12 protein-coding genes and 1 tRNA gene are annotated in these 20,069 nt (G+C 59.8%); 4 read left to right on the top strand and 9 right to left on the bottom strand.

Translation table 11 applies throughout. The annotated features are described in order from the left end of the window. Positions 1–13 precede the first annotated feature (13 nt). Together purB and COLINT_RS05640 are read right to left on the bottom strand one after the other, a co-directional pair. A complete protein-coding gene (gene purB / locus COLINT_RS05635; RefSeq protein ID WP_039910394.1) occupies positions 14–1,357 on the bottom strand; it encodes an adenylosuccinate lyase in 1,344 nt (447 codons plus the stop codon). A 64-nt stretch (positions 1,358–1,421) separates the two neighbouring features. Further along, positions 1,422–1,496 (bottom strand) — tRNA-Gly (locus COLINT_RS05640). A gap of 285 nt (positions 1,497–1,781) precedes the next feature. Between COLINT_RS05640 and COLINT_RS05645 the strand changes: the two genes are divergently transcribed. Next, the gene (locus COLINT_RS05645) at positions 1,782–6,416 is read left to right on the top strand and encodes an MSCRAMM family protein (protein ID WP_039910396.1); all 4,635 of its coding nucleotides are present in this window, start codon (positions 1,782–1,784) and stop codon (positions 6,414–6,416) included. Between the two features lie 712 nt (positions 6,417–7,128). Here COLINT_RS05645 and COLINT_RS05655 read toward each other — a convergent pair. Next, positions 7,129–7,335, bottom strand: a complete 207-nt coding sequence (locus COLINT_RS05655) for a hypothetical protein (protein ID WP_006723475.1) — start codon at positions 7,333–7,335, stop codon at positions 7,129–7,131. A gap of 23 nt (positions 7,336–7,358) precedes the next feature. After that, complete coding sequence (locus COLINT_RS05660; protein ID WP_006723476.1) at positions 7,359–10,322, bottom strand: M28 family peptidase; 2,964 nt, start codon at positions 10,320–10,322, stop codon at positions 7,359–7,361. 281 nt (positions 10,323–10,603) lie between these two features. Here COLINT_RS05660 and COLINT_RS05665 point away from each other — a divergent pair, with 281 nt between their 5' ends. Continuing rightward, positions 10,604–11,617: a helix-turn-helix transcriptional regulator gene (locus COLINT_RS05665; RefSeq protein ID WP_006723477.1), complete on the top strand. Its 1,014-nt coding sequence runs from the start codon at positions 10,604–10,606 to the stop codon at positions 11,615–11,617. Then, positions 11,610–12,551, top strand: coding sequence for a helix-turn-helix transcriptional regulator (locus COLINT_RS05670; protein WP_006723478.1), 942 nt, complete (start codon positions 11,610–11,612; stop codon positions 12,549–12,551). The genes COLINT_RS05665 and COLINT_RS05670 overlap by 8 nt, the downstream gene beginning before the upstream one ends. Positions 12,552–12,610: 59 nt before the next feature. Here COLINT_RS05670 and COLINT_RS05675 read toward each other — a convergent pair whose 3' ends face one another. After that, complete coding sequence (locus tag COLINT_RS05675) at positions 12,611–15,544, bottom strand: helicase C-terminal domain-containing protein (protein WP_006723479.1); 2,934 nt, start codon at positions 15,542–15,544, stop codon at positions 12,611–12,613. Further along, positions 15,541–16,500, bottom strand: a complete 960-nt coding sequence (locus tag COLINT_RS05680; protein WP_039910398.1) for a D-alanine--D-alanine ligase family protein — start codon at positions 16,498–16,500, stop codon at positions 15,541–15,543. Before COLINT_RS05680 ends, COLINT_RS05675 begins: the two co-directional genes overlap by 4 nt. Positions 16,501–16,659: 159 nt before the next feature. On the opposite strand from COLINT_RS05680, the gene rlmN reads away from it, so the two are divergent. Next, positions 16,660–17,706, top strand: coding sequence for a dual-specificity RNA methyltransferase RlmN (gene rlmN / locus COLINT_RS05685; RefSeq protein WP_006723481.1), 1,047 nt, complete (start codon positions 16,660–16,662; stop codon positions 17,704–17,706). 186 nt (positions 17,707–17,892) lie between these two features. On the opposite strand, the gene COLINT_RS05690 is transcribed toward rlmN, so the two are convergent. Genes COLINT_RS05690 through COLINT_RS05700 form a run of 3 tightly spaced genes read right to left on the bottom strand, consistent with a single transcriptional unit; the run spans position 17,893 to position 19,816 of the window. Then, positions 17,893–18,144: a hypothetical protein gene (locus tag COLINT_RS05690; RefSeq protein WP_006723482.1), complete on the bottom strand. Its 252-nt coding sequence runs from the start codon at positions 18,142–18,144 to the stop codon at positions 17,893–17,895. 15 nt (positions 18,145–18,159) lie between these two features. Further along, positions 18,160–18,972 (bottom strand): ParB/RepB/Spo0J family partition protein, encoded by an 813-nt coding sequence (locus tag COLINT_RS05695; RefSeq protein ID WP_006723483.1) that lies wholly within the window; start codon positions 18,970–18,972, stop codon positions 18,160–18,162. Positions 18,973–19,015: 43 nt separating this feature from the next. Beyond that, positions 19,016–19,816: a ParA family protein gene (locus COLINT_RS05700; protein WP_006723484.1), complete on the bottom strand. Its 801-nt coding sequence runs from the start codon at positions 19,814–19,816 to the stop codon at positions 19,016–19,018. Positions 19,817–20,069 lie beyond the last annotated feature (253 nt).

Here is a 20,069-nt window from a genome sequence, read left to right on the forward strand (position 1 = left end):
CTTTTTCTATCTCTTAGAAGCTCAGCTGCTCAAGACGATCGAACAGGACGTCGCGGCGAGTGAGGAAGTCCCACGGGTCGAAGATCTCGTCGAGCGTCTCGGGCGTCACGGTGCACTCGGGATCGGCCTCCAGGCGAGCGCGCAGATCCAGGCCATCCACGGCGGCGTGAACGTCATCCCACACGGCCATAGAGTTGCGCTGCACGATCTTGTACGCATCCTCGCGCGAAATGCCCGTATCGACCAGGGCGAGCAGCACCTTGGAGGAATAGATCAGGCCGCGCGTGAGATCGAGATTGGCCTTCATGCGAGCGGGATACAGGATGAGACCGTCCACGATGCGGATGAGGCAGGTAAGCATGTGGTCGAGTGCCATGAAGCTGTCCGCCTGGGCAACACGCTCGGCGGAGCTGTGCGAGATGTCGCGCTCATGCCACAGCGCGACGTTATCGAACGCGACCTGGGCGTTGGCCTTCACGACGCGGGAGAGGCCACAGACCTTCTCAAGCGTAATGGGATTGCGCTTGTGCGGCATAGCCGAGCTGCCCTTCTGGCCCTTGCGGAACGGCTCCTCCACCTCGAGGGTGTCGGTCTTCTGGAGGCTGCGGATCTCGGTAGCGATACGGTCGCAAGTCGCAGCGGTAGTGGCGAGCACGCCGGCCAGGTACGCATGGTGATCGCGAGAGATAACCTGGGTGGACAGAGGGTCGTGTGCCAGACCGAGATGCTCGCAGACATACTCCTCGACGAACGGGTCGATGGAGCTGTAGGTGCCAACCGCTCCGGAGATGGCTCCAAAGGCGACGTTCTTGCGGGCGTCCACCAGGCGGTCGAGGTCACGCTTAAGCTCCCAGGCCCAGCTGCCGAACTTCATACCGAAGGTCATGGGCTCGGCGTGGATGCCGTGGGTACGGCCCACGCACAGGGTGTTGCGCTCCTCGAACGCGCGGCGGCGGCAGATCTCTCCGAGCTTGCGCACATCCTCGATGATGATGTCGGTCGCCTGGACGAGCTGGTAGCACAGGGCGGTGTCACCCAGGTCGGAGCTGGTCATGCCGTAGTGGACCCAGCGGCTGGGCTTGGGCTCGCCCTGCGGGACCTCGGCGTCGATGTGCTCGCCCATGTTGGTGAGGAAGGCGATGACGTCATGATGGGTGACTGCCTCGATAGCGTCGACCTCGGCCCTATCGAACCCGGCGTGCTCACGAATCCAGGCAGCATCCTCTTTGGTGATGCCGCACTGGCCGAGTTCGGCCTGGGCCTCACAGGCGAGCACCTCGATCTCCTGCCAAACGGCGTACTTGTTCTCGAGCGAGAAAATGTGGGCCATCTCAGGACGGGTGTAGCGATCAATCATGACGAGGGCTCCTTTCATGAAAAGAGCCCGACACCTCCACGGTACCGGGCTCTTTTGGCTTCAATGGAGCGGGTAACGGGACTCGAACCCGCGAATGTCAGCTTGGGAAGCTGATGCCTTACCACTTGGCGATACCCGCGTGCGATTAATCCTACCACGCGCACTCCCGCACAGGCAACCGACGTCTTTGCGCTCTTTCTTTGAATGAAAACAGGCAAAAACGAAGGCCCTGTGAACTGCTCACCGCATGGCGTCGTCTTGAGCTGGGGGACGGCACGAATGGTCAGTTTTTCTCAGCTTCTTACCAAAGCGACGACAGACGAATCGAGATGCTCTCGGAATTTCGCATCGTAGCATCGCCCCACGGGCAACGCACCACAAACACAGCCGCCCGCGTTCAACCACGAGACCACGGGAGGGCACGATGATCGACAAGAGGAAGAAACCGACACGCGGGCTGATCGGAGGTGGAAACGCCAAAAAGGGACGTACGGCAACCGAAGGAGCCGCGGCGCGGCGGGCGCGCGGGCGACGACGGACTTATCCCCTGCCGGGCGCGACACTCAACGCTAGAGCTCGTACCATTCTCATATTCATCCTCATATCTGCAGCATTTTGCGCGCTCTCAGGTCTCATGGGACCCTGGTCGCGCAGCGCGTTCGCCGCAGATGGCTACACGCATACATTCCCCAACGGCAATACGGTTGAGGTGCATCCCGACGGGACGGTCACGGGCACCTGTGTGATGTCGGGCAACGCCGTTGTGGGGGGCAAATTCAGCGGAAAGGTCACCATGCCGGACGGCGCGACGTACCCCGCACTCTGTTACGAAGTGGTCATCGGGGTGCCGAATCACAGCCTGTACCCGGGTCCCTGCGACGGCTCATATCCTTTTGAGGCAAAGCGAAACCCAAACGGCACGTACTTTGTATTGATCAAAAGCCAAAACGCAGCAGCGGGTGCACCGGGCACCGTGCCAAGCACCTATCCTTACCAGCGCTGCTGCACCAGAGAATGGAAGCTCGTACTCGATGTGAACGTCGAGTTCTCTAAGCGCTCCGAGACGCCGAGCCTGACTGACGGCAACTCGGCATACACACTGAGCGAGGCCTCCTTCGACATATACGACGCCGCGGATGAGCGCAAGGTCACCTCCATCACCATGGACGCCGGCGGCAAGGCCCGCTGCAAGCTCGCCCCTAACAAGAACTATTACGCCGTGGAAACCAAGGCGCCACAGGGCTACAAGCTGCATCAGGGCCGCATCCCGTTCCATGTGGACCCCAAGGGAATCGCGATTGTATTCGAGGACGCGCCGGGGACCGTCTCCCTCACCGTTCGCAAACAAGATGCCGCCACCGGCGGCGGAGCACAGAGGGGCCTCTCCCTAAAGGGCGCCCAATACGAAGTGACCTCCTTGTCGACCCAGGGATGGAAAACGCATATGACAACGGATGAACGCGGCGTCGCCACGGCGACGAACATCCCTCTGGGCCGTATCTCCGTGGTTGAGACAAAGGCACCCGAAGGCTATCGGCTCGATCCTACCGTGCATACCTACGAGGTGAACGGCGGCCAGCTTGGGACATCGGGCGTGTTCGAACTCTCACCCAAAGAAGGTTACGGCGAAGTGCCCCGGGCATTCGATATCGAGGTGGTGAAATACCTCGAAAATGGCAACGAGGGCTCCGGATTGCAAAAGCCGGGTGCCAAAGTACGCTTTGACATCATCTCAAACTCGACCGGCAAAACCGTCGGCTCCATCACGACCGACGACCGCGGAAGAGCGTCGAGCGCGGGCAGGTGGTTCGGTGAGGGATCGCGCATCGACGGCATCAAGGGCGCCATCCCCTACGACCGAAAAGGATATACCGTCCACGAGGACCCCGACAGCACGCCCGCGGGCTATCAACCATGCCCCGATTGGGTCATTGGGACCGACCAGATGGTAGACGGAAGCACGTTGCACTACATCGTCGACAATGACTTTGTCGGATCGCGGGTGCAAATCGTGAAATGCGACGCCGCCAGCGGTCAGCCCATCCCACTCGAAGGGTTCGCGTTTCAGGTGCTCGACAAGCACAAGAAACCGATATCCCAGGAGGTTTGGCATCCCAATCATGCGGTGATGGACACTTTCACCACCGACGCCACGGGATGTGTTACGTTGCCCGAGCCGCTCGAACCGGGAACCTATTACATCCGGGAAACGAAAGCCGTGAAACCCTATCTGATCAACGGGGACGAAATCGAATTCGACATTGCCGACGACGCCGAAACGCAACCGCTGACCGTCGTGCGCATTTCAGACGAACGAGCGACGGGATCGGCGTCAATCGTTAAGCGCTGCGCCGATGACGCCTGCCCATGGTGCGAGGAGGGAAACGCAATCGAAGGCGCACGCTTTATCGTGGTAGCCATGGAAGACATCGTGAACCCGAGTGGCTCCGTCGATATGCCCAAGGGTGCGACGGTCGAGCTCGACCCCACCGACGAAAGCGGTGTGGCCTGTATCGATGGGTTGCCGCTCGGCAGCGGGAACGCTCGATATGCGTTCGTCGAGGTCGAAGCGGCGCCGGGACACATTCTCGACCCCACCCCCATACCCTTCACCCTGAGCTGGGTCAACGCGGAAACACCCGTGGTCGACATCGAAGTGACGCATTGGAACGCCCCCACCGAAACCGTCATACACAAGACCGACGCGTCGACGGGAACGCCCCTGGCCGGAGCATCATTCGATGTCTGGCCTCGGGAACTCGAATTCAAGCAGCAGATTGAGCCCGAGCGGATGGCCGACGATGGGAATCTGGGGTCGCTGCTGATCACGAACTGCATCGGCGCTCGCGACTGGGAGAACGTCGAGATCCGGCTTGACCAAAAGGTCGACTACGCACTTGCCAGAGCATCAATCCCCGTCGGCTACTCCTTACATCTCACCCGAATTACTGACAGCGGCGAAAAGGAGGTTAGGACCCCTGAACCCGATGTGACGCGGAGCGCCGAGCGCGTAACGCTCGGCGATACGGACGATATGCTGGCACCCGGCACGTATCGAATCGAGCTGCTTGATGCAGATGGGGCGGCCGTACACGCCGACAACGAAAAGGAACTCCGCATCGAAGCGGGCACGTCACACCTCATCGCCTACACTCCGGGCATATTCGGTATGAAGGGCAGGGTTTCCATCGAAACGAGAGATATCGAACTCGAATCATATGAGACCGACGACTTTGACCTGGATGGTGACCTGGCCATCATCAGAGACGTTAAACCGGGATCGTATCGGCTAAGCACAACATCGACCAGCGATGAGAAGCTGAGCGCAAAAACGGATGTGGAGCTTGCTTTCGGCGAACCGGCCCATGTGCAATGGCGTGAGTCCCAGCTCTATCGCACGGATCACACACTCGTACCATATGCCAAGAAATATCTGGATGCGGCGTTTTCCCGTGCGAGCATATCAACGGTGACAGACGAACATGGAGACATAGTCCTAACGCACCTTCCGATGTTGCCGCATGAACTCGACGCGCTCTTCAACCTGATTGCGCTCAAAGAGCAGCAGGATCAGCCCCGGCATATGGCTGAACCGAGCACCCGTGAGGCCGGGGAGAAACCGTTGACCTGGTGCGTTCAGGAAATGCACGCGCCCGCCGGATACGTTGCCAACAGAGAGGTTCACACATACACAACTCAAGTCCTACCGAACGAGGAGGGGGTCGCATCCCGGCGCATCGACATTGCCAATGACTACACCAAAGTCGAGATCACGAAGCGGGCATCTGAAACCGAGGAACCGCTTGCGGGTGCACTGCTCGAACTCACGGACGGAGAGGGCAACGTTATCGAAAGTTGGACAAGCACAACGGAGGCCCATCGTATCGAACGGCTCGAACCGGGATCCTACACGCTGACAGAACTCAGGTCTCCCCACACACATGAGCCGGCCGCGGCGCTCACGTTCAACGTGAAACCAACGACGGGCATCCAGATGGTCTCGCTCCACGACAGGCCGATTAGCGTATCGGGCAAAATCGATAAACGTCAGGAGATTGCGAAACCCGTTGCCCCGGACGCGGAAGCGGATGGAGATGGCCTCAGTCGCGCGAAGGTTCGGGAAAGCGAAGACGGTTCGTTCTCGTACGCTCTCGACTATCGAAATGACAGTTCGAGCTGGGTGGATGAGTTCACCGTTGAAGACAATCTCAATGCAGCCAAAAGCGGCATGGCTGAGCTGACGGGCATCACGACCGGGCAGGCGCATGGCGATTACGACGGGAGGCTGAACGTTTGGTATCGCACGAACCTCGACCGAGAAGACGACGCGGAGGAAGAGAACGCCAATGCAACGCTTGCAGATGGGCACGTGAACCCTTGGCTTGGCGATGCGGCAGTTGCGAACATCGTCGGCGCAGATGGTCGAGTGAAGGACTATGGGGGCTGGAGACTGTGGAAGGAGGGGGTCTCGGCCACTGAGAGCACCTTCTTGTCCGCCTCCGACCTGCCCCTTGAATCGGGCGAGGCCATCACCGACATCCGTCTCGAGTACGGGTGTGTGAACAAGGACTTTACGTCGAGACCGAGCCAATGGGATGGCGCGGACATCAAACATCCGCATGACGATTGGAACCCCGTTCCCCCAACACATGGGAAAAAGCAGAATGCAGACGGGGAGTCGACAGACGTATATGCGCCAACGCTGATCCATATGCGCGCGCTGCCCGCGTACACCGGCGGCAGTTCGATAGACAACCGCGCTCATGTTTCGCTCTACCGCAATGGAGGTGGTGAAGGCCTTGAAGCGCGCGACAGCGACACCGTCCATCAAGAGGCGGCAAAGGTACAGGCACATCCAATCATCAGCCTCGATCAGACAGGAGCCGCCCCTTTGCTCAGAACTGCAGTTGGCCTCTCCATCGCAAGCATCGTCGCCGCAGGATACGCATGGCAACGAAAGCGCTGGCGAAGCGGTCGAACGGCGAGTTCTGCTGGCTTGCGTCCTAAGCGCGATTGCGGGCGCGGGACTCTCTGCAGCCGAATCACTCGCATCCGCTGAATGGAAGACGAGAGACCTGCGTGAAAGAATTCGGTTTCTGCCAAAGTCTAAGGAGAGAGGATGCGCCGAGCTGGATTGGAGGTCCCTTGCTCAAATCAACTCCGAAATCGTGGGTTGGATCACGGTTTCGGGAACAAGCATCGACTTGCCCGTTGCCCTGCCGTCAAAGAACAAGGCGCGCGATTGGTACCTCGATCACGACGCATGGGGGAAGCGCAGCGAACTCGGCTGCCCCTACCTTGACGTGAGATGCAAGGAACGAGGGGCGCACCTGCTCGTGTTCGGGCACAGACTTGGCCGATCGCGCCACATGTTCACCGAGCTCGCAGGAACTCATGAGCAATCCACCTTCGATGCAATCGGAAACGCAACCTGGAATAGCCGCGCGGGAAGCGAGGTATTCGAACCGGTTCTCTCGCTTGTTGTCGACAAAGACGACGCCCTCATACAACGGTTCGAATTCGATTCGCCTTCGGAGCTGCGAGACTGGTTGACCGAGTTGCTGGCCCGCTCCGCCGCGCATACAGGAAACGCGTCCGACATCGCTCTGGAAGCTCGACGGGCTCTCACTCTTGTGACATGTGCGGAGGCACGGCGCGGCGGGCGGCGACGGACCCTTATTGTGTTTGCCACTCGATAAGGTATTGCGAACGGCCCCCCGATGCAACGAACCCCGGGGTTTCCCCGGGGTTCGCCCTTCGATGATTCGATGTCAGTCCCTCGAGGCGGCTCGCGTTTCGAAATCGATTTCGTCCAGCTCTTCGCCCTTCTGCTGTTCAGCTTCGACACGTTCGGCACGGATGCTCTCGGGCGTCGACCATATGCCGCCCAAAAAGAACGAGAGACCCAGACCGAGCAGAACGGCAACGGTGGCCCCTATGAGATATTGGACCCAATGTTCCTTGATGAACTGAATCACACGTCCCCCTCAGGCATAAACCGTTACGAACGACGGATGACTTCGGTCACCACGTCAGACACGACGGCGACGTTCTCAAGGTCGACGTTATAGGGCTGATCCTCCTCGGTGCGAGCAAGGGCGAAGCCGGTACCCTCCACACCGCCGATGGTCAGCGAGCGGAGACTCATGTTCATTGCAACCTGAGCATCGGTGGTGACATACGGCATATCAACCGTGGGGTACTCGTGATGGAAATCGGAGCTCACACGCTGGACGAGCTTAGTGATGCGCTTATCTCCCTTGAGAACTCGCTCCTCGCCCTCGGTGGAGAGCATCGCGACCTGACCGGCACCGACGCTCTCGAGGTTGATGAGGAACACGCCGCGAAGCTTATCGCGATGGGCATCAAGGAAGGCCTGCATACCAGCGTTCCCGTTTTCGGAAGCGCCGGTCGCGACGAACCAGATGTCGTGACCGAGCAGCTCGTCGTCGCCCATGTCCGCAATGGCCTCGCGCAGCTCCTCCTCAGACGCATCGCCGAACGGGGCGGCACCGCCCTTCCAGTCATCGTCGTCAAAGTTGTCCCAAGAGCCGATATCGTGACCGCTACGCTTGGCGTCGAAGGAATCGTCAACGCCGAGCCAGTCACTCATGCTGTCCTCGTCCTTCTTTTTGCGACCGAAAAGACGGGACAGACCTCGACGCGGCTTCTCAGGCTCGGGTGCCGGAGCGCTGATGGTCTCGAATGCACCCTCGGGAGCGTAGCCTTGCTCAAACGGAGCGGGGGAGCTGATGACCGTGAAAGCGCTGCGGGCCTCAGCGGCCTGCTCGTCGAGAACGGGGGCCGTCACAGAAGGAGCGGCGGGAGCGGGCGCGGCCATGGGAGCGGCGAAAGGATCCACCGGGGTCGCCGACGGATCGGGAAGATCGAACAGGGATGCACGATTGGCGGTCTCGGGCGTGCGGGGCTTGGGCGCCGATGCGGTGCTGGGGACGTTGATCACACGCTGGGGACGGGCGGGAACGGCACGGCTGACCTCGGCCATAAGCGAGTCGACCGTTTCGACCAGCTGCGCGGGCATGGCCACGGTACCGGAAAGATCGACCGAGCTTTCCTCCGCGGGCATGGTGAACATCTGCGTCGCACCGTCGGCGGAAGCCTCCTCGACCGATCCGTTCGGGGAGGGGGCGACAAAGGTGTCTTCGATTGCAGGAACGTCGTCATCGGAAGCGGAAGCGACATCGGGATTAGTAACATCCTCCATGTCGGCACCGGAGTCGAAGGAGTCATTCTGGGAGCCATCGTCCCCAGTCTCAGGCTGCTCGACCTCGGACTGGTCAACCTCAGCCTCAGGTTCGGACTCAGCCGCCGCATTCTCCGCGAGGGGCTCCTCCTCGATGACCTCATACTCGGCCTCGAGGATATAGTCATCCTCCTCGACGGGCGCGAACGCCTCGGCGAAAGCAGCATCGTCCTCAACCTCATCGGCGGACTCGAGAACGTCTTCCTCGACAAACACCTCCTCGGCGTCATCGATGCGCTCTTCCGCGACTTCCTCGATTGCAACGGGCGCGGATTCTTCAGCCTCGATGGACTCGTGCTCGGCGAATTCAGGAGCCGGGACCACGACGGAGGCAGCCGGGGCGTCGCTCTCATACACGAAGGAGCAGGACTCGGGCATCATTCCCAGGGCGCGAATGACATCGGCACCGAAACGGATGTTGCCCTCGGAGTTCACGCGGAACGGCGGCTCATCCTCAGCAGCGACGTCCAAGTCGAGCTCGACCTGGCCCATCTCATCTTCGGGAAGCTCATTTGCCACGACCTGCGCGGCGGCGGGCTCGTCGACACGAGCCTCCTCGGCGCTTTCGGCATTCACAACGGCGGTGTGATCGGATTCGACGATCTCGAAGACCGCCGTCCCCTGCTCGACGGGTTCCTCCTCGACGACAACCCCCTCGACATCCGCATCTTCGTCGGCGGGATCGGCCTCGGTCAGGTTGACAGCCGTCATCCCGGCCTCGAGCTCGGCGGCGCTCATTGTGGACGTAGAGCCGAAATCGACCGCCTCAGCTGTGTCCTCACCTTCGGACTGCTCGGGCTGCTCGCCCTCCACGCCTTCGACGGCCAGCTCATCCTCTGCGCCCTCCTCCATCTCATGCGGATAGGAGGCCTGGGCGGCAGCAGCGGCCTCTGCAGCGGCGATGGCCTCCTCGAGGATGCGCTGCTGCTCGGCAAAGTACTCGTCGGCCGGCTGATCGGAAGGGAACTCCTCGCCCATCTCGTACGGGGCAACGGCGTCCATGACGCCGAGCATGGCCGCGACGGAGGACTTGTTGCACACGGCGCCCGTGGTGTAGGGCAGGAAGAAGCGATTGGCGATGATGGCGATGCCGTTCGCAAGCGGAATCAGGGCCGCCACGATGGCGAGCACCCATAGGACGACCTTTGCCGGATCGGGCAGCGGAAGCATGCGCACGACGGCAAAGATAGCGGGGGCGACCATGCAAGCGGGAAGGAGCTTCACGATGAGCGGACGGTACGCGGCGAAGGGCTCGGAGCTCAGCAGATCGGCACGCGGAGAGTCGTAGTGCGCCACAACGACCACCGGACGGTTGCGGGGAGATGCGAGCGGACCCGTGGCCTTGTGGTAGGCGATGACGTTCTGGCTCAGACCGCCGGAACCGAGGTTGGAAAGAACAGGACGACCGGAGCGCTCGAGGACAAAGAGGACCGCAGCGGCGACAGCGAGCAGCAGGCCCACAATGCCGGCAGGCCCGCCGATGCCGGCGAGCACGGCGCCGACGAACACCGCGATGCCGAGGCCGGCCTGGACGACCTTCGCCGAACCGCTCGCGCTGAACTCCTGCACCTCGGGCGCGAAGCCATGGTCGGAAAAGATCTTCGCGATCGCATCCGCGGCGGCGCGCTCTTCCTCGCTGCAAGCAGGGGTGATACCGGTGTTCTGAAGCAGATGGCTCAGGTATTTCTTCGTATTCGCCATGTGGACTCCACATCGAACTCGTATGCGTGCAAACGCGCTGTAAGGACAACGCGCATGTATAGTCGCCAGTATACCCTTACTTGCGCCCTACCTGCCGAATTTTGACTTGGCAAGGCCTCTCGAACAGGTGCATCGCGGACCCTCCACACCAGCTGCAGGCCATTTGTCTTGCACTAAAATGGGTGGGTGGATACATAATTGTGCCCAAAGCAGTATCAAGCCGAAAGGGAAGCACCGCCGTGCACAGCACAACCGCGCACACAAGCGAAACACATCCTGACATGCCGAAGCCGTCCAGGCGGGTCGAGGGCGCGCGCAGGATGCTCAACCTCCTATTCTCCCTGCACGTCTCCCCGCGTCCGCTCACGACGAGCGAGATCGTCGATGACCCCGAAATCGGATACCTTGGCAAAAAATCGGCGACGCGCGACAGCCGTTGCAAGGCGTTTAGACGCGACCGAGAGACCCTCGCCGAACACGGGGTTCACATCCGTGAGGTCCTGGCACGGTCTGCGGGCGGCATCGCGGTAAACGAGGAAAGCGCCTGGGCGATCGACCGCGAGCGAACACATGCCGCCCAAGGAGTTCTCTCACCTTATGACGCCGAGGAGATCGTCTGCGCCATCGACCAGGTCTTCGAGCTCCACGCGGACGACCCGACCCTATGGCCGCTGCAGACGGCGCGCACCAAGCTGTGCGAACTCGCCGGCAGAGACCCGTCGTCACCCGAGCGGGCAAATGAAGGCAGGGCTGACTTGAAATCCATCTGGAACGCGTTCGACCGACTCAAGCCCGTCGAGTTCATCTATCGCGACGCACGCGGCATCGAGAAGAAGCGCATGGTGGACACCTACGGCATGTTCACACATGGAACGCATTCCTACCTTGTCGGATTCGACCACGATGCCGAAGACCTGCGCACCTTCCGCACCGACCGCATCCTCTCCGCGAAGCACGCCCCCGACACGCGCCCTTCCTATGCAATCCCCGCCGAATTCGATGTCACGGGTCACCAATTCCTGCCGTTCGACTTCTCCCGGGCGGCCGCGAGGCCTTGCACCTTCACGTTCCCCGCGGGAATCGCGGCTGAGGAACTCACGCTCATCACCCAGGGCAGGGGCGAACTGACACAAAGCGACGACGCATGGACCTGGAATATCGCGGTGCGAGACCTCAACGCCGCGGCATCCTTCACCCTCGAGCACGCCAACCTGGGCATGCGGGCGCAGGCCCCCAGCGAGCTCGCCGGGCTAGTTCGCGACCACATCGAAAAGGCGGTGAGCGCTCATGAGTAGCGTCAACAAGCGCGCCCTCTCATCCGAAGACCTGCTGCAGACCGCGCTCAACCTCATGGAGCGCCTAACGACCGCCTCAAACGCCAGCGTCGACGCGGCGTCATTCGCACGCGACGCATTCATTTCCCTCGAGCAGACAAATGAGGTTGTCGAACTGCTGCAAGGCGTTGCCGATGAACGCAGCGGATCGCACATAGCCCTCGACTATCAGGATGGAGCGATAACCCTCTCGGGGGACGCAGGCCGCCTGGACCCCGTGCGGCTCACGCCGGCGGAGTCGCTGGCCCTGCGCCGCGTACTCACGACCTGCAACATCGGCGACGACGTGCGCGGGCGCGTCGAGGCGGCATTGTGCGCCGGCCCCGAAGCGGACTTCGAGACCACGGTCGATAAAACCATGAGTGGCGATCGGCTGCTCGGCGGTTTCTACCCTGTTATATCCGAGGCCATCGCCATCGGAGCGCGTCTCGCCATCTCCTACCGCGCCAGCGACGAATGTAGCCCGAGCACGCGCCTGGTCGACCCCAAGTTCATCGAGGTTTCCGGTGACGCCGCGTATCTCGTGGCCTGGAATGTTGAAAAGGACGCCCAGCGCAGCTACCGCCTCGATCGCATCGCAAATGCCGAGCTCACCGACGATTCCATTGAGCGCCACGATTTCTCCCCGTATTCTGCCGCCGAAAGCCTGCGCGCCCATGGTGCAAACGCGACCTTGCGCTTCGTGAACAGCGGCGAGCTCGCATCTCGTGATTGGGAGGGCATCCACCGAGACACCGCGGACGAGCAAGAGGATGGCAGCGTACTGGTCCACATCAGCTACACGTCCGCGCCCTGGCTTTTCTCACAAATCGCGGCCGCGGCGGGAGCCATCGTCATCGAAGAGCCCAAGAGCCTGAAAAACGACTTCAGAACGTGGGCGAAATCACTGCTATAAGCAAATGGGGCGCTCATGGGCGCCCCATTTATTACGCAATTCCCAATGCGCCGTGCTCTTTAGCGACGCTCATGGCTCTCGCGCCACATCTCCAGATACCTGCCGACCTGACGCACCTCGATCCGCTGATGCGGGGCGGGCAGGGAATTCAGGAACTTCTTTCCGTACCCCTTGCTCACCAGACGCGAATCGGCCAGCACCAGCACGCCGGCATCGGTCGACGTGCGAATAAGACGGCCGGCAGCCTGCTTCACCTCGAGCACCGCCTCCGGCAATGAGTAACGCGCCCATGCGCGATCCTCGCGGGCACCGCGCTCGCATGAGAGCGGGTCGCTCGGGCTGGCAAACGGAAGCTTGGGGATGACGACGCAGCGCAGCGTGTCGCCGGCCGCATCAAACCCCTCCCAAAACGCCTTCAACGCAAACAGCGAGCTCTTCTCATTCGAGAGGAAGCGGTCGCGCAGGATCTTTGCGGAGGTCGTGCGACGCTGGCAGTCGAGCGCGAGGCCACGCTGCGCGAGCCGGGGCTCTACGCGGTCGTACAGTTCCTCCATGTCGCGTCGGTTGGTAAACAGCGTGAGCGTGCTACCGCCCATGGCGAGGTGAACATCGACGAGCAAGGTTTCGAGCGCCGAGAGGTACGCATCGCGGCTGCGCGGATCGGGCATATCCGATGCCACCACAACCGCCATGTTGCGCTCGAAGTCATAACTCGAATCGAGGTGCACGGAACGAGAGCTCGACGACGAAATGCGGTCCAGACCCACGGCGTGCTGGAAATGATCGAAGCTGTCCGAAACCGTCACGGTCGCAGAGGCGAAAATCGCGGTGTGAACCTCCGGCAACCACTCCTCCGCAAGAGCCTCGCCCACATCAAGTCGCTCGGCGGTCAAACATTCGCCGCCCGCTTTGAGACGACGATTGACCTGGCAAGAATATACGTAGCGGTCGTCCGCCCCATCGAGGATGAGCCTAAGGCCATCGCGAAGCTCGCGCATGCGACGCTGCCCATCCGCGACATCGGTCACCAGGTCGGGCTTCTCCTCGGCCACGGTCTCCACGAGTGATGCCAGGTTCTTGGTCGCCTCGTCCAGAGCGTCGAGCGCGGTGCGACCCACCTCCTCAAACCCAGTCCATACCATGGAATCGCGCAAGTCATTGCCAATCCACATGTTCGCGTTGTCGTAGCCGCCCTCGGATCGAGCGGCTCGGGCGAGCTCGCGCACCGCGTCGAACAGCTCGGCCATGGCAAGAGAGGCGCGCTGCGTGCTAGAGGACGCCTTCACAGTGAGGCCCATGAACAGCGTTGCTGCGTCGCTCAACGCCAGGTCACGGGCGATCTTGCCAAGTGCCCCGGCGCGATCGCCTCCCAGGCGCTCAAACACCGCACGGCTCTCGTCGGCAGACACTTTGATGGCCCATTGGCGGCGCGCTTCAGACTCGATGGAATGCGCCTCATCAACCACCCAGTGACGAATGGGAGGCAATATCTTGCCCTCAGCGGCAACGTTGCGGAAGAGCAGGGAGTGGTTCGTCACAACCACATCGACGCGGGCCGCACGACGGCGCGAGCCGTGAACCATGCATTTATCCGGGTAGAACGGGCACAGGCGGCGCGCGCACTCACGGGAAGACGTGGTGAGGTCGGCCTTGTTCACACTGCGCCAGCGAATACCCAGCCCATCAAAGTCCCCCGTGGGAGACTGGCAGGCAAACGCATATAGAACGGCGATGGCGGTCAGGGTGTCCGCCGGATCGCGGTTGGTCTTGATTTCCTGGGCGCGCGCAAGGCGGTCGAGCTTGCGCAGGCAGGGATAGTGGTCGTAGCCCTTGAGGGCGCAATAGGTGAGACCGCCGTCCATCTCACGAGCCAAACGCGGGAGCTCGTGGTAGATCAGCTGGTCGGCGAGGTTGTTCGACTTCGTCGCAATACCGACGGTCACCTTATTCCTTCGGGCGAGCTCCGCCATCGGCACGAGATAGGCAATCGACTTGCCAACGCCGGTGCCGGCCTCGATAACGCGATGTGTGGAGGTGGCGAGCGCATCGCGCACCTCGACGGCCATCTGCACCTGCTCTGAGCGCGGCTCGTATCCGGGATACATTCTGTTGACCAGGCCACCAGGCGCAAAGCGCTCCTCAATCTCCTCGCGCGAGGGGACTGAAACTCCAGCGAGCTCGTCTGCATCCGCGCGGGCCGCGGAGCCGATCTCCGCCTCCTCGTAACCCTTGAGAAGCTCGTATCGAGAATCGACAAGGGAGAACACCGCGTCGGGCTCCTCAGCGGCCAAGAAGCTGAAAATCGGACGATACGACCATGGAACGTCCGGATGCATATCCGCCAAGCGACGCATGAGACCGGCGGGAAGGTCGGCCAGACCGCACAGAAGAATGCGCCACACGCCGCACAGCGCCTCAACATCGGCATTTGCGCGATGTGACACGCTCTCGCAGCCAAAGAGCTCGGCCATGACGGCGAGCTTATGCGACGCCAGGCGCGGCAGCGCGATGCGGGAGAGCGCGAGCGAGTCGATCCAGATATCGGAAACATCGGCTCCACCTGGAACCTGCTCTATGAACCCTCGGTCGAATGCCGCGTTGTGCGCGACCACGGGACACCCGCCAACGAACTCCGCCAAGGACGCCACAGCGTCAACTGCCGAGGGTGCATGCGCCACATCGACATTCGTGATGCTCGTCAGCTTGGTTATTTCCTCGGGTATCAATCCACTCGGCTTCACGAACGTGTCGAAGCGATCCACGATCTCGCGGCCGCGCAAACGGGCGGCCGCGATTTCGATCAACTCGCTATCGCGGTGCGACAATCCCGTGGTCTCCGTGTCGAGCACGATGACGTCGTCCTCTATCAGACCAAACGAGCGTGTTTCAGCGCGCTGGGCGAGTGTCGCATAACGCTCCACAATCGCCGCCGGCGTGCCGGGCAATACCGCGGCAGCCATCTCGAGCGGCGTAGCCGCCGCGGCGACGCTCATCGAGCGGCTCGCTCGAGGGCCAGCTCGACCAGCTCGGCGCACAGGTCGCTAAAGGCGATGCCGGCGTGACGAGCCTCGTCGGGAACGAGGGACTCGGATGTCATGCCGGGAATGTTGTTCGTCTCGAGAATGATCGGGCCATCCTCTGTCACGATGACGTCGGTGCGAGAGATGCCGAACAGGCCGAGCGCCTCGTGTGCACGGCAGGCAATGTCCTGGACCTGGGCGTACACATCCTCGGGCAACTGAGCCGGAATGCGATGGATGTCGTTGGGGTCGGCGTACTTAACCTCGAGGTCGTAAAACTCCGACTGCTGCGGCATCATGATTTCCACCACGGGAAGCGCGCGCAGGGTCTCACCATCGCCCAAAGCGGCAACGGAGCACTCAACACCAAAGACACGATGCTCAACCATGACTTTGTCACCATGCTCAAAAGCAAGCTCAATGGCGGCCGTGAGTTCCGAGGGATCCTTCACCAGAGAGATGCCATAGCTCGAGCCGTTCACAACCGGCTTGACGAAGCTCTGGGGGCCCACGATCTCGACGATCTCGTCAATCGACGGCATATCGGCGCGAGTGAAGGTGACACTCGGTGCAACGGGCAGACCTGCGCGACGATACAGCAGCTTGGAAAGGTCTTTGTCCATTGCGATACCGCTCGCCAGGGAGTTTGACCCGGTGTAGGGGATGCCGAGGAACTCCAGGATGTGCTGGGTCATGCCGTCCTCACCACCAAAGCCGTGCAAGGCGATAAAAGCAACGTCGTAATTGCCGTTTTCCAAACGAGAGAGGAAGCCCCGCTCGCCGGGATCGACCATTTCAACCGTGCCGTAGCCAGCCTCGGTGAGGGCAGCAGCGGCGTTCTTGCCCGACGCAAGCGAGATCTCCCGCTCATCCGAGATGCCGCCTGCCAGAACCGCCACCTTCATCTCATGACGCTCTTTGCCAGCCATGTCGCCGCCTTTCACCATTTTCCCCGCGCAACCTGCAACGCGAGGTGTCTATTTCACGCAATAACCGTGCGCTTCGCCATGAAGCGCACGACAATACCCTATTGTATAGGGTAACTATGCACCTGGGGGCCGATCACCCCATCACCCGAAAGGCGACAAATGGAACGCACCAATCGTTCTCGCGATATTCGTCAATTCGACCTCGATGACCTCAAAGAGCTCATGAAGGAGCTCGGGCAGCCCGCGTTTCGCGCCAAGCAGCTTTACGAGTGGGTTCACGAGAAGAACGTCTGTTCGTTTGACGAGATGACCAACCTGCCTGCCGGCCTGCGCCAGTCTCTTACCGAAACCTTTGCTTTCAAAGTCCCTACCGAGCTTGTGAAACAGGTCTCCAAGGACGGTTCCCGCAAGTACCTGCTCGAATTCTCCGACGGTGTCTCTGTTGAGACGGTCGGCATGCCCAATCGCAACAAGCTTGCCGTCTGCATCTCCTCGCAGGCCGGATGCGCCATGGGCTGCGCCTTCTGCGCCACGGGTCTTGCGGGTCTTTCCCGCTCGCTCACCGCCCAAGAGATGGTCGACCAGGTCCTCCACGTCTCTCGTGACTTTGGCGAGCGCGTTACGAGCGTCGTCTTCATGGGCCAGGGTGAACCCTTTGCAAATTTCGACAACACCGTTGAGGCACTTCGTATGCTGAACGACCCCGAGGGGCTCGCGATCGGCGCACGTCACCTCACGGTCTCTACCTGCGGCGTCATCCCTGGCATCCGCCGTTTTGCCGAGCTGCCGGAGCAGTTCACGCTTGCCATTTCGCTTCACTCTGCGATTCAGACCACGCGCAATCAACTTATGCCCGGCGTTAAAAAGTTCACCCTTCTGCGCCTGCATGAGGCCATCCAGGAGTACGTCGAGAAGACCGGACGCCGCCCGACATACGAATTCGCCATGATCGACGGCATTAACGATACCAGCCCCGAGATGCAGGCGCTTGTCGACTTCTGTGCCGGCACGCTTTGCCATGTGAATCTCATCCAGCTGAACGACATTCCCGACAGCCCGTTCCGCCCGTCGCCAATCGATAAGGTCGAGGCGCTGCAGCGTCGTCTGACCATGCACGGCGTCGAGACCACCATCCGCAACTCCCGTGGCGGTGACATCGATGCGGCATGCGGCCAGCTCAAGCAGCGCCGCTTCCGCGCTCGATAGGGAAGAGCAACATCAATCAGACCGTTTCATGTGAAACCGTGTGACTCGCCTTCCACTCTCTCTAGTCATTCAGGTACGAAAAGACCACCCATATTTTGGGTGGTCTTTTTTCATGACGATAACCGCATGTGAAATCTGGTCATTTCCCTAGGCTCAGACAATGGCATGGAATATTGTTTAGGTACCTTAGTATCCTAGCTCCTCCCACTGTCGTTCGACCCAAGCCTGATTGATCTTCGGATTATGAGTTGCTTGAGCTGTTCTCATTGCAACCTCTTCACTCATCGTCTGCATCGCATCATGCGAAATCGGATTGAGCTGCTCAAGTTTCCCCTTAATAACTGATCCCAGCTCAGTCTTATTCACGAGATACAACCCGATTCCCAAACCGGCAACTATTGAGGTCGCAAAGATCAGTGCCTGGTGAGAGCGTTTCACAACAATCGCCTAGCCTTACTCAGATTCAACCATAGAGGCGAGAATACGCTGCAGATCGTCCTCGTCCCTAAACTCGATTTCAATCTTGTTCTTGCCGCGAGTCGCACGAACCTTCACGTTCGTGTTAAACACCTGACGCAAGACGCGTGCAGCCTTCTTGTACGATTGCGGAGTAACCGGACGAGGTGCCCGAGGCGTATCTCCGACAGAAAACAGTGGAGCAAGATTCTCAGTCGCTCGAACCGACAAACCCTCCGCTACGACCTTCTCAGCCAACTTGATGCGAGCCTCTTCAAATGGAACGGCAAGAATCGCGCGAGCATGCCCAGCGGTCAACTTTCCCTCATACATCATCTGCTGAACAGCCTCTGGCAGATCAAGAAGCCTCAGAGAGTTCGTGATGGCAGATCGTGACTTGGACACTGCCTTCGACAAAGCCTCCTGCGTCATCCCACTGGCTTTGATAAGCTGACGATAGCCCTTGGCCTCTTCAATTGGATTCAGATCGGAACGCTGAAGATTCTCAATGAGAGCAATCTCGAGCATCTTCTGATCATCGACGTCCTTAACAATAACCGGGACTTTATCAAGTCCAGCAATCTTGGACGCCTGATACCGTCGCTCACCGGCGATAATCTCGTACTTGCTTCCATTTTTGCGAACAAGCAGGGGCTGGAGAACACCGTTTTCACGAATGGACTCACTCAGCTCTTCCAGCTCCGACTCATTGAAGTGTGTACGCGGCTGATTAGGGTTCGGAAAAATCTCCTCTATCGACATCTGGGTCTCAGTGGCTGCATAACCAGTCTCAGACTGAGCTTCACCCATCAAGGAACCAAGACCACGGCCAAGAGCCGGCTTCTTCTTGGGGCTAGGCACGACGAATCACTTCCTTTGCCAGATCCATATACGCACGAGCCCCCTTGTTTGAAGGCGCATACTCAATCACGGGCATTCCGTACGAAGGAGCTTCAGAGACCTTCACGGAGCGAGGGATACAGGTCTTAAACGCTATATCGCCAAAGTAGTTCTGAACTTCCTCAACAACCTGGTTTGAGAGCGACGTGCGCGAATCATACATCGTCATCAAGACGCCATACGTATCCAGATCCTTATTAATGCGACCCTTAACCATGCGCATGGACTCAAGCAACTTGGTAACACCTTCAAGCGCATAGTACTCGCATTGAATGGGGATCAAAACGCTATCTGCTGCAGCAAGTGCATTGATGGTAAGAAGGCCAAGTGACGGCGGACAGTCAATAAAGATGAAATCAAACTCGTCTTTAACCGGTTCAAGGAGATCTTTCAATCGCGTCTCGCGCGCCATTGCAGAAACAAGCTCAATTTCAGCACCTGCAAGCTGGATGGTGGCAGGAATAATAAAGACACGCTCACTCACAGTATCGTGAATCAAGTTCTCAGCAGGAACATCATGAAGCAATGCATCATATATGCACTGAGACAATCCCTCTTTATCAACGCCGATACCGCTCGTACTGTTTCCCTGCGGGTCAAAGTCAACAATCAGAACCTTACGGCCTTGCTTACCAAGTGCAGCTGCCAGATTCACAGTCGTGGTCGACTTACCCACGCCGCCCTTCTGGTTGATGATTGCAATGGTATGAAGAGGTTTCGCACTTTTCGAGCGCTTTACGTCGCGAAATCCCACATTACCTCCTGTTATCTTCTATTTGTTCTGCATTTCAGGTCTCTTGTAGGTGAAGTTTCACGTGAAACCTAAGGTTGTATTCCATTATGTTTCACGTGAAACCAGTATTCAAGCTCTACTTTGTACCATGAGAACAAATCTCGCTTAACTCAACGTAACTTTACTGAGATCGTCAATCTAACATTGCGTGCGGACCATACAAAGTGACCGGTACCCTTAACACACTTACACGTCGTATGCCTGAGGCCGAACC

The sequence above is a fragment of the Collinsella intestinalis DSM 13280 genome, from assembly GCF_000156175.1.
Taxonomy (GTDB): Bacteria; Actinomycetota; Coriobacteriia; order Coriobacteriales; family Coriobacteriaceae; genus Collinsella; species Collinsella intestinalis.

Bases quoted from the DNA above. Each gene is read 5' to 3' on its own strand.
- COLINT_RS05645 (WP_039910396.1), top strand. From the start codon at position 1,782: ATGATCGACAAGAGGAAGAAACCGACACGCGGGCTGATCGGAGGTGGA.
- COLINT_RS05660 (WP_006723476.1), bottom strand. From the start codon at position 10,322: ATGGCGAATACGAAGAAATACCTGAGCCATCTGCTTCAGAACACCGGT.
- purB (WP_039910394.1), bottom strand. From the start codon at position 1,357: ATGATTGATCGCTACACCCGTCCTGAGATGGCCCACATTTTCTCGCTC.
- COLINT_RS05680 (WP_039910398.1), bottom strand. From the start codon at position 16,500: ATGGCTGGCAAAGAGCGTCATGAGATGAAGGTGGCGGTTCTGGCAGGC.
- rlmN (WP_006723481.1), top strand. From the start codon at position 16,660: ATGGAACGCACCAATCGTTCTCGCGATATTCGTCAATTCGACCTCGAT.
- COLINT_RS05695 (WP_006723483.1), bottom strand. From the start codon at position 18,972: ATGGGTGAAGCTCAGTCTGAGACTGGTTATGCAGCCACTGAGACCCAG.
- COLINT_RS05675 (WP_006723479.1), bottom strand. From the start codon at position 15,544: ATGAGCGTCGCCGCGGCGGCTACGCCGCTCGAGATGGCTGCCGCGGTA.
- COLINT_RS05665 (WP_006723477.1), top strand. From the start codon at position 10,604: ATGCCGAAGCCGTCCAGGCGGGTCGAGGGCGCGCGCAGGATGCTCAAC.
- COLINT_RS05670 (WP_006723478.1), top strand. From the start codon at position 11,610: ATGAGTAGCGTCAACAAGCGCGCCCTCTCATCCGAAGACCTGCTGCAG.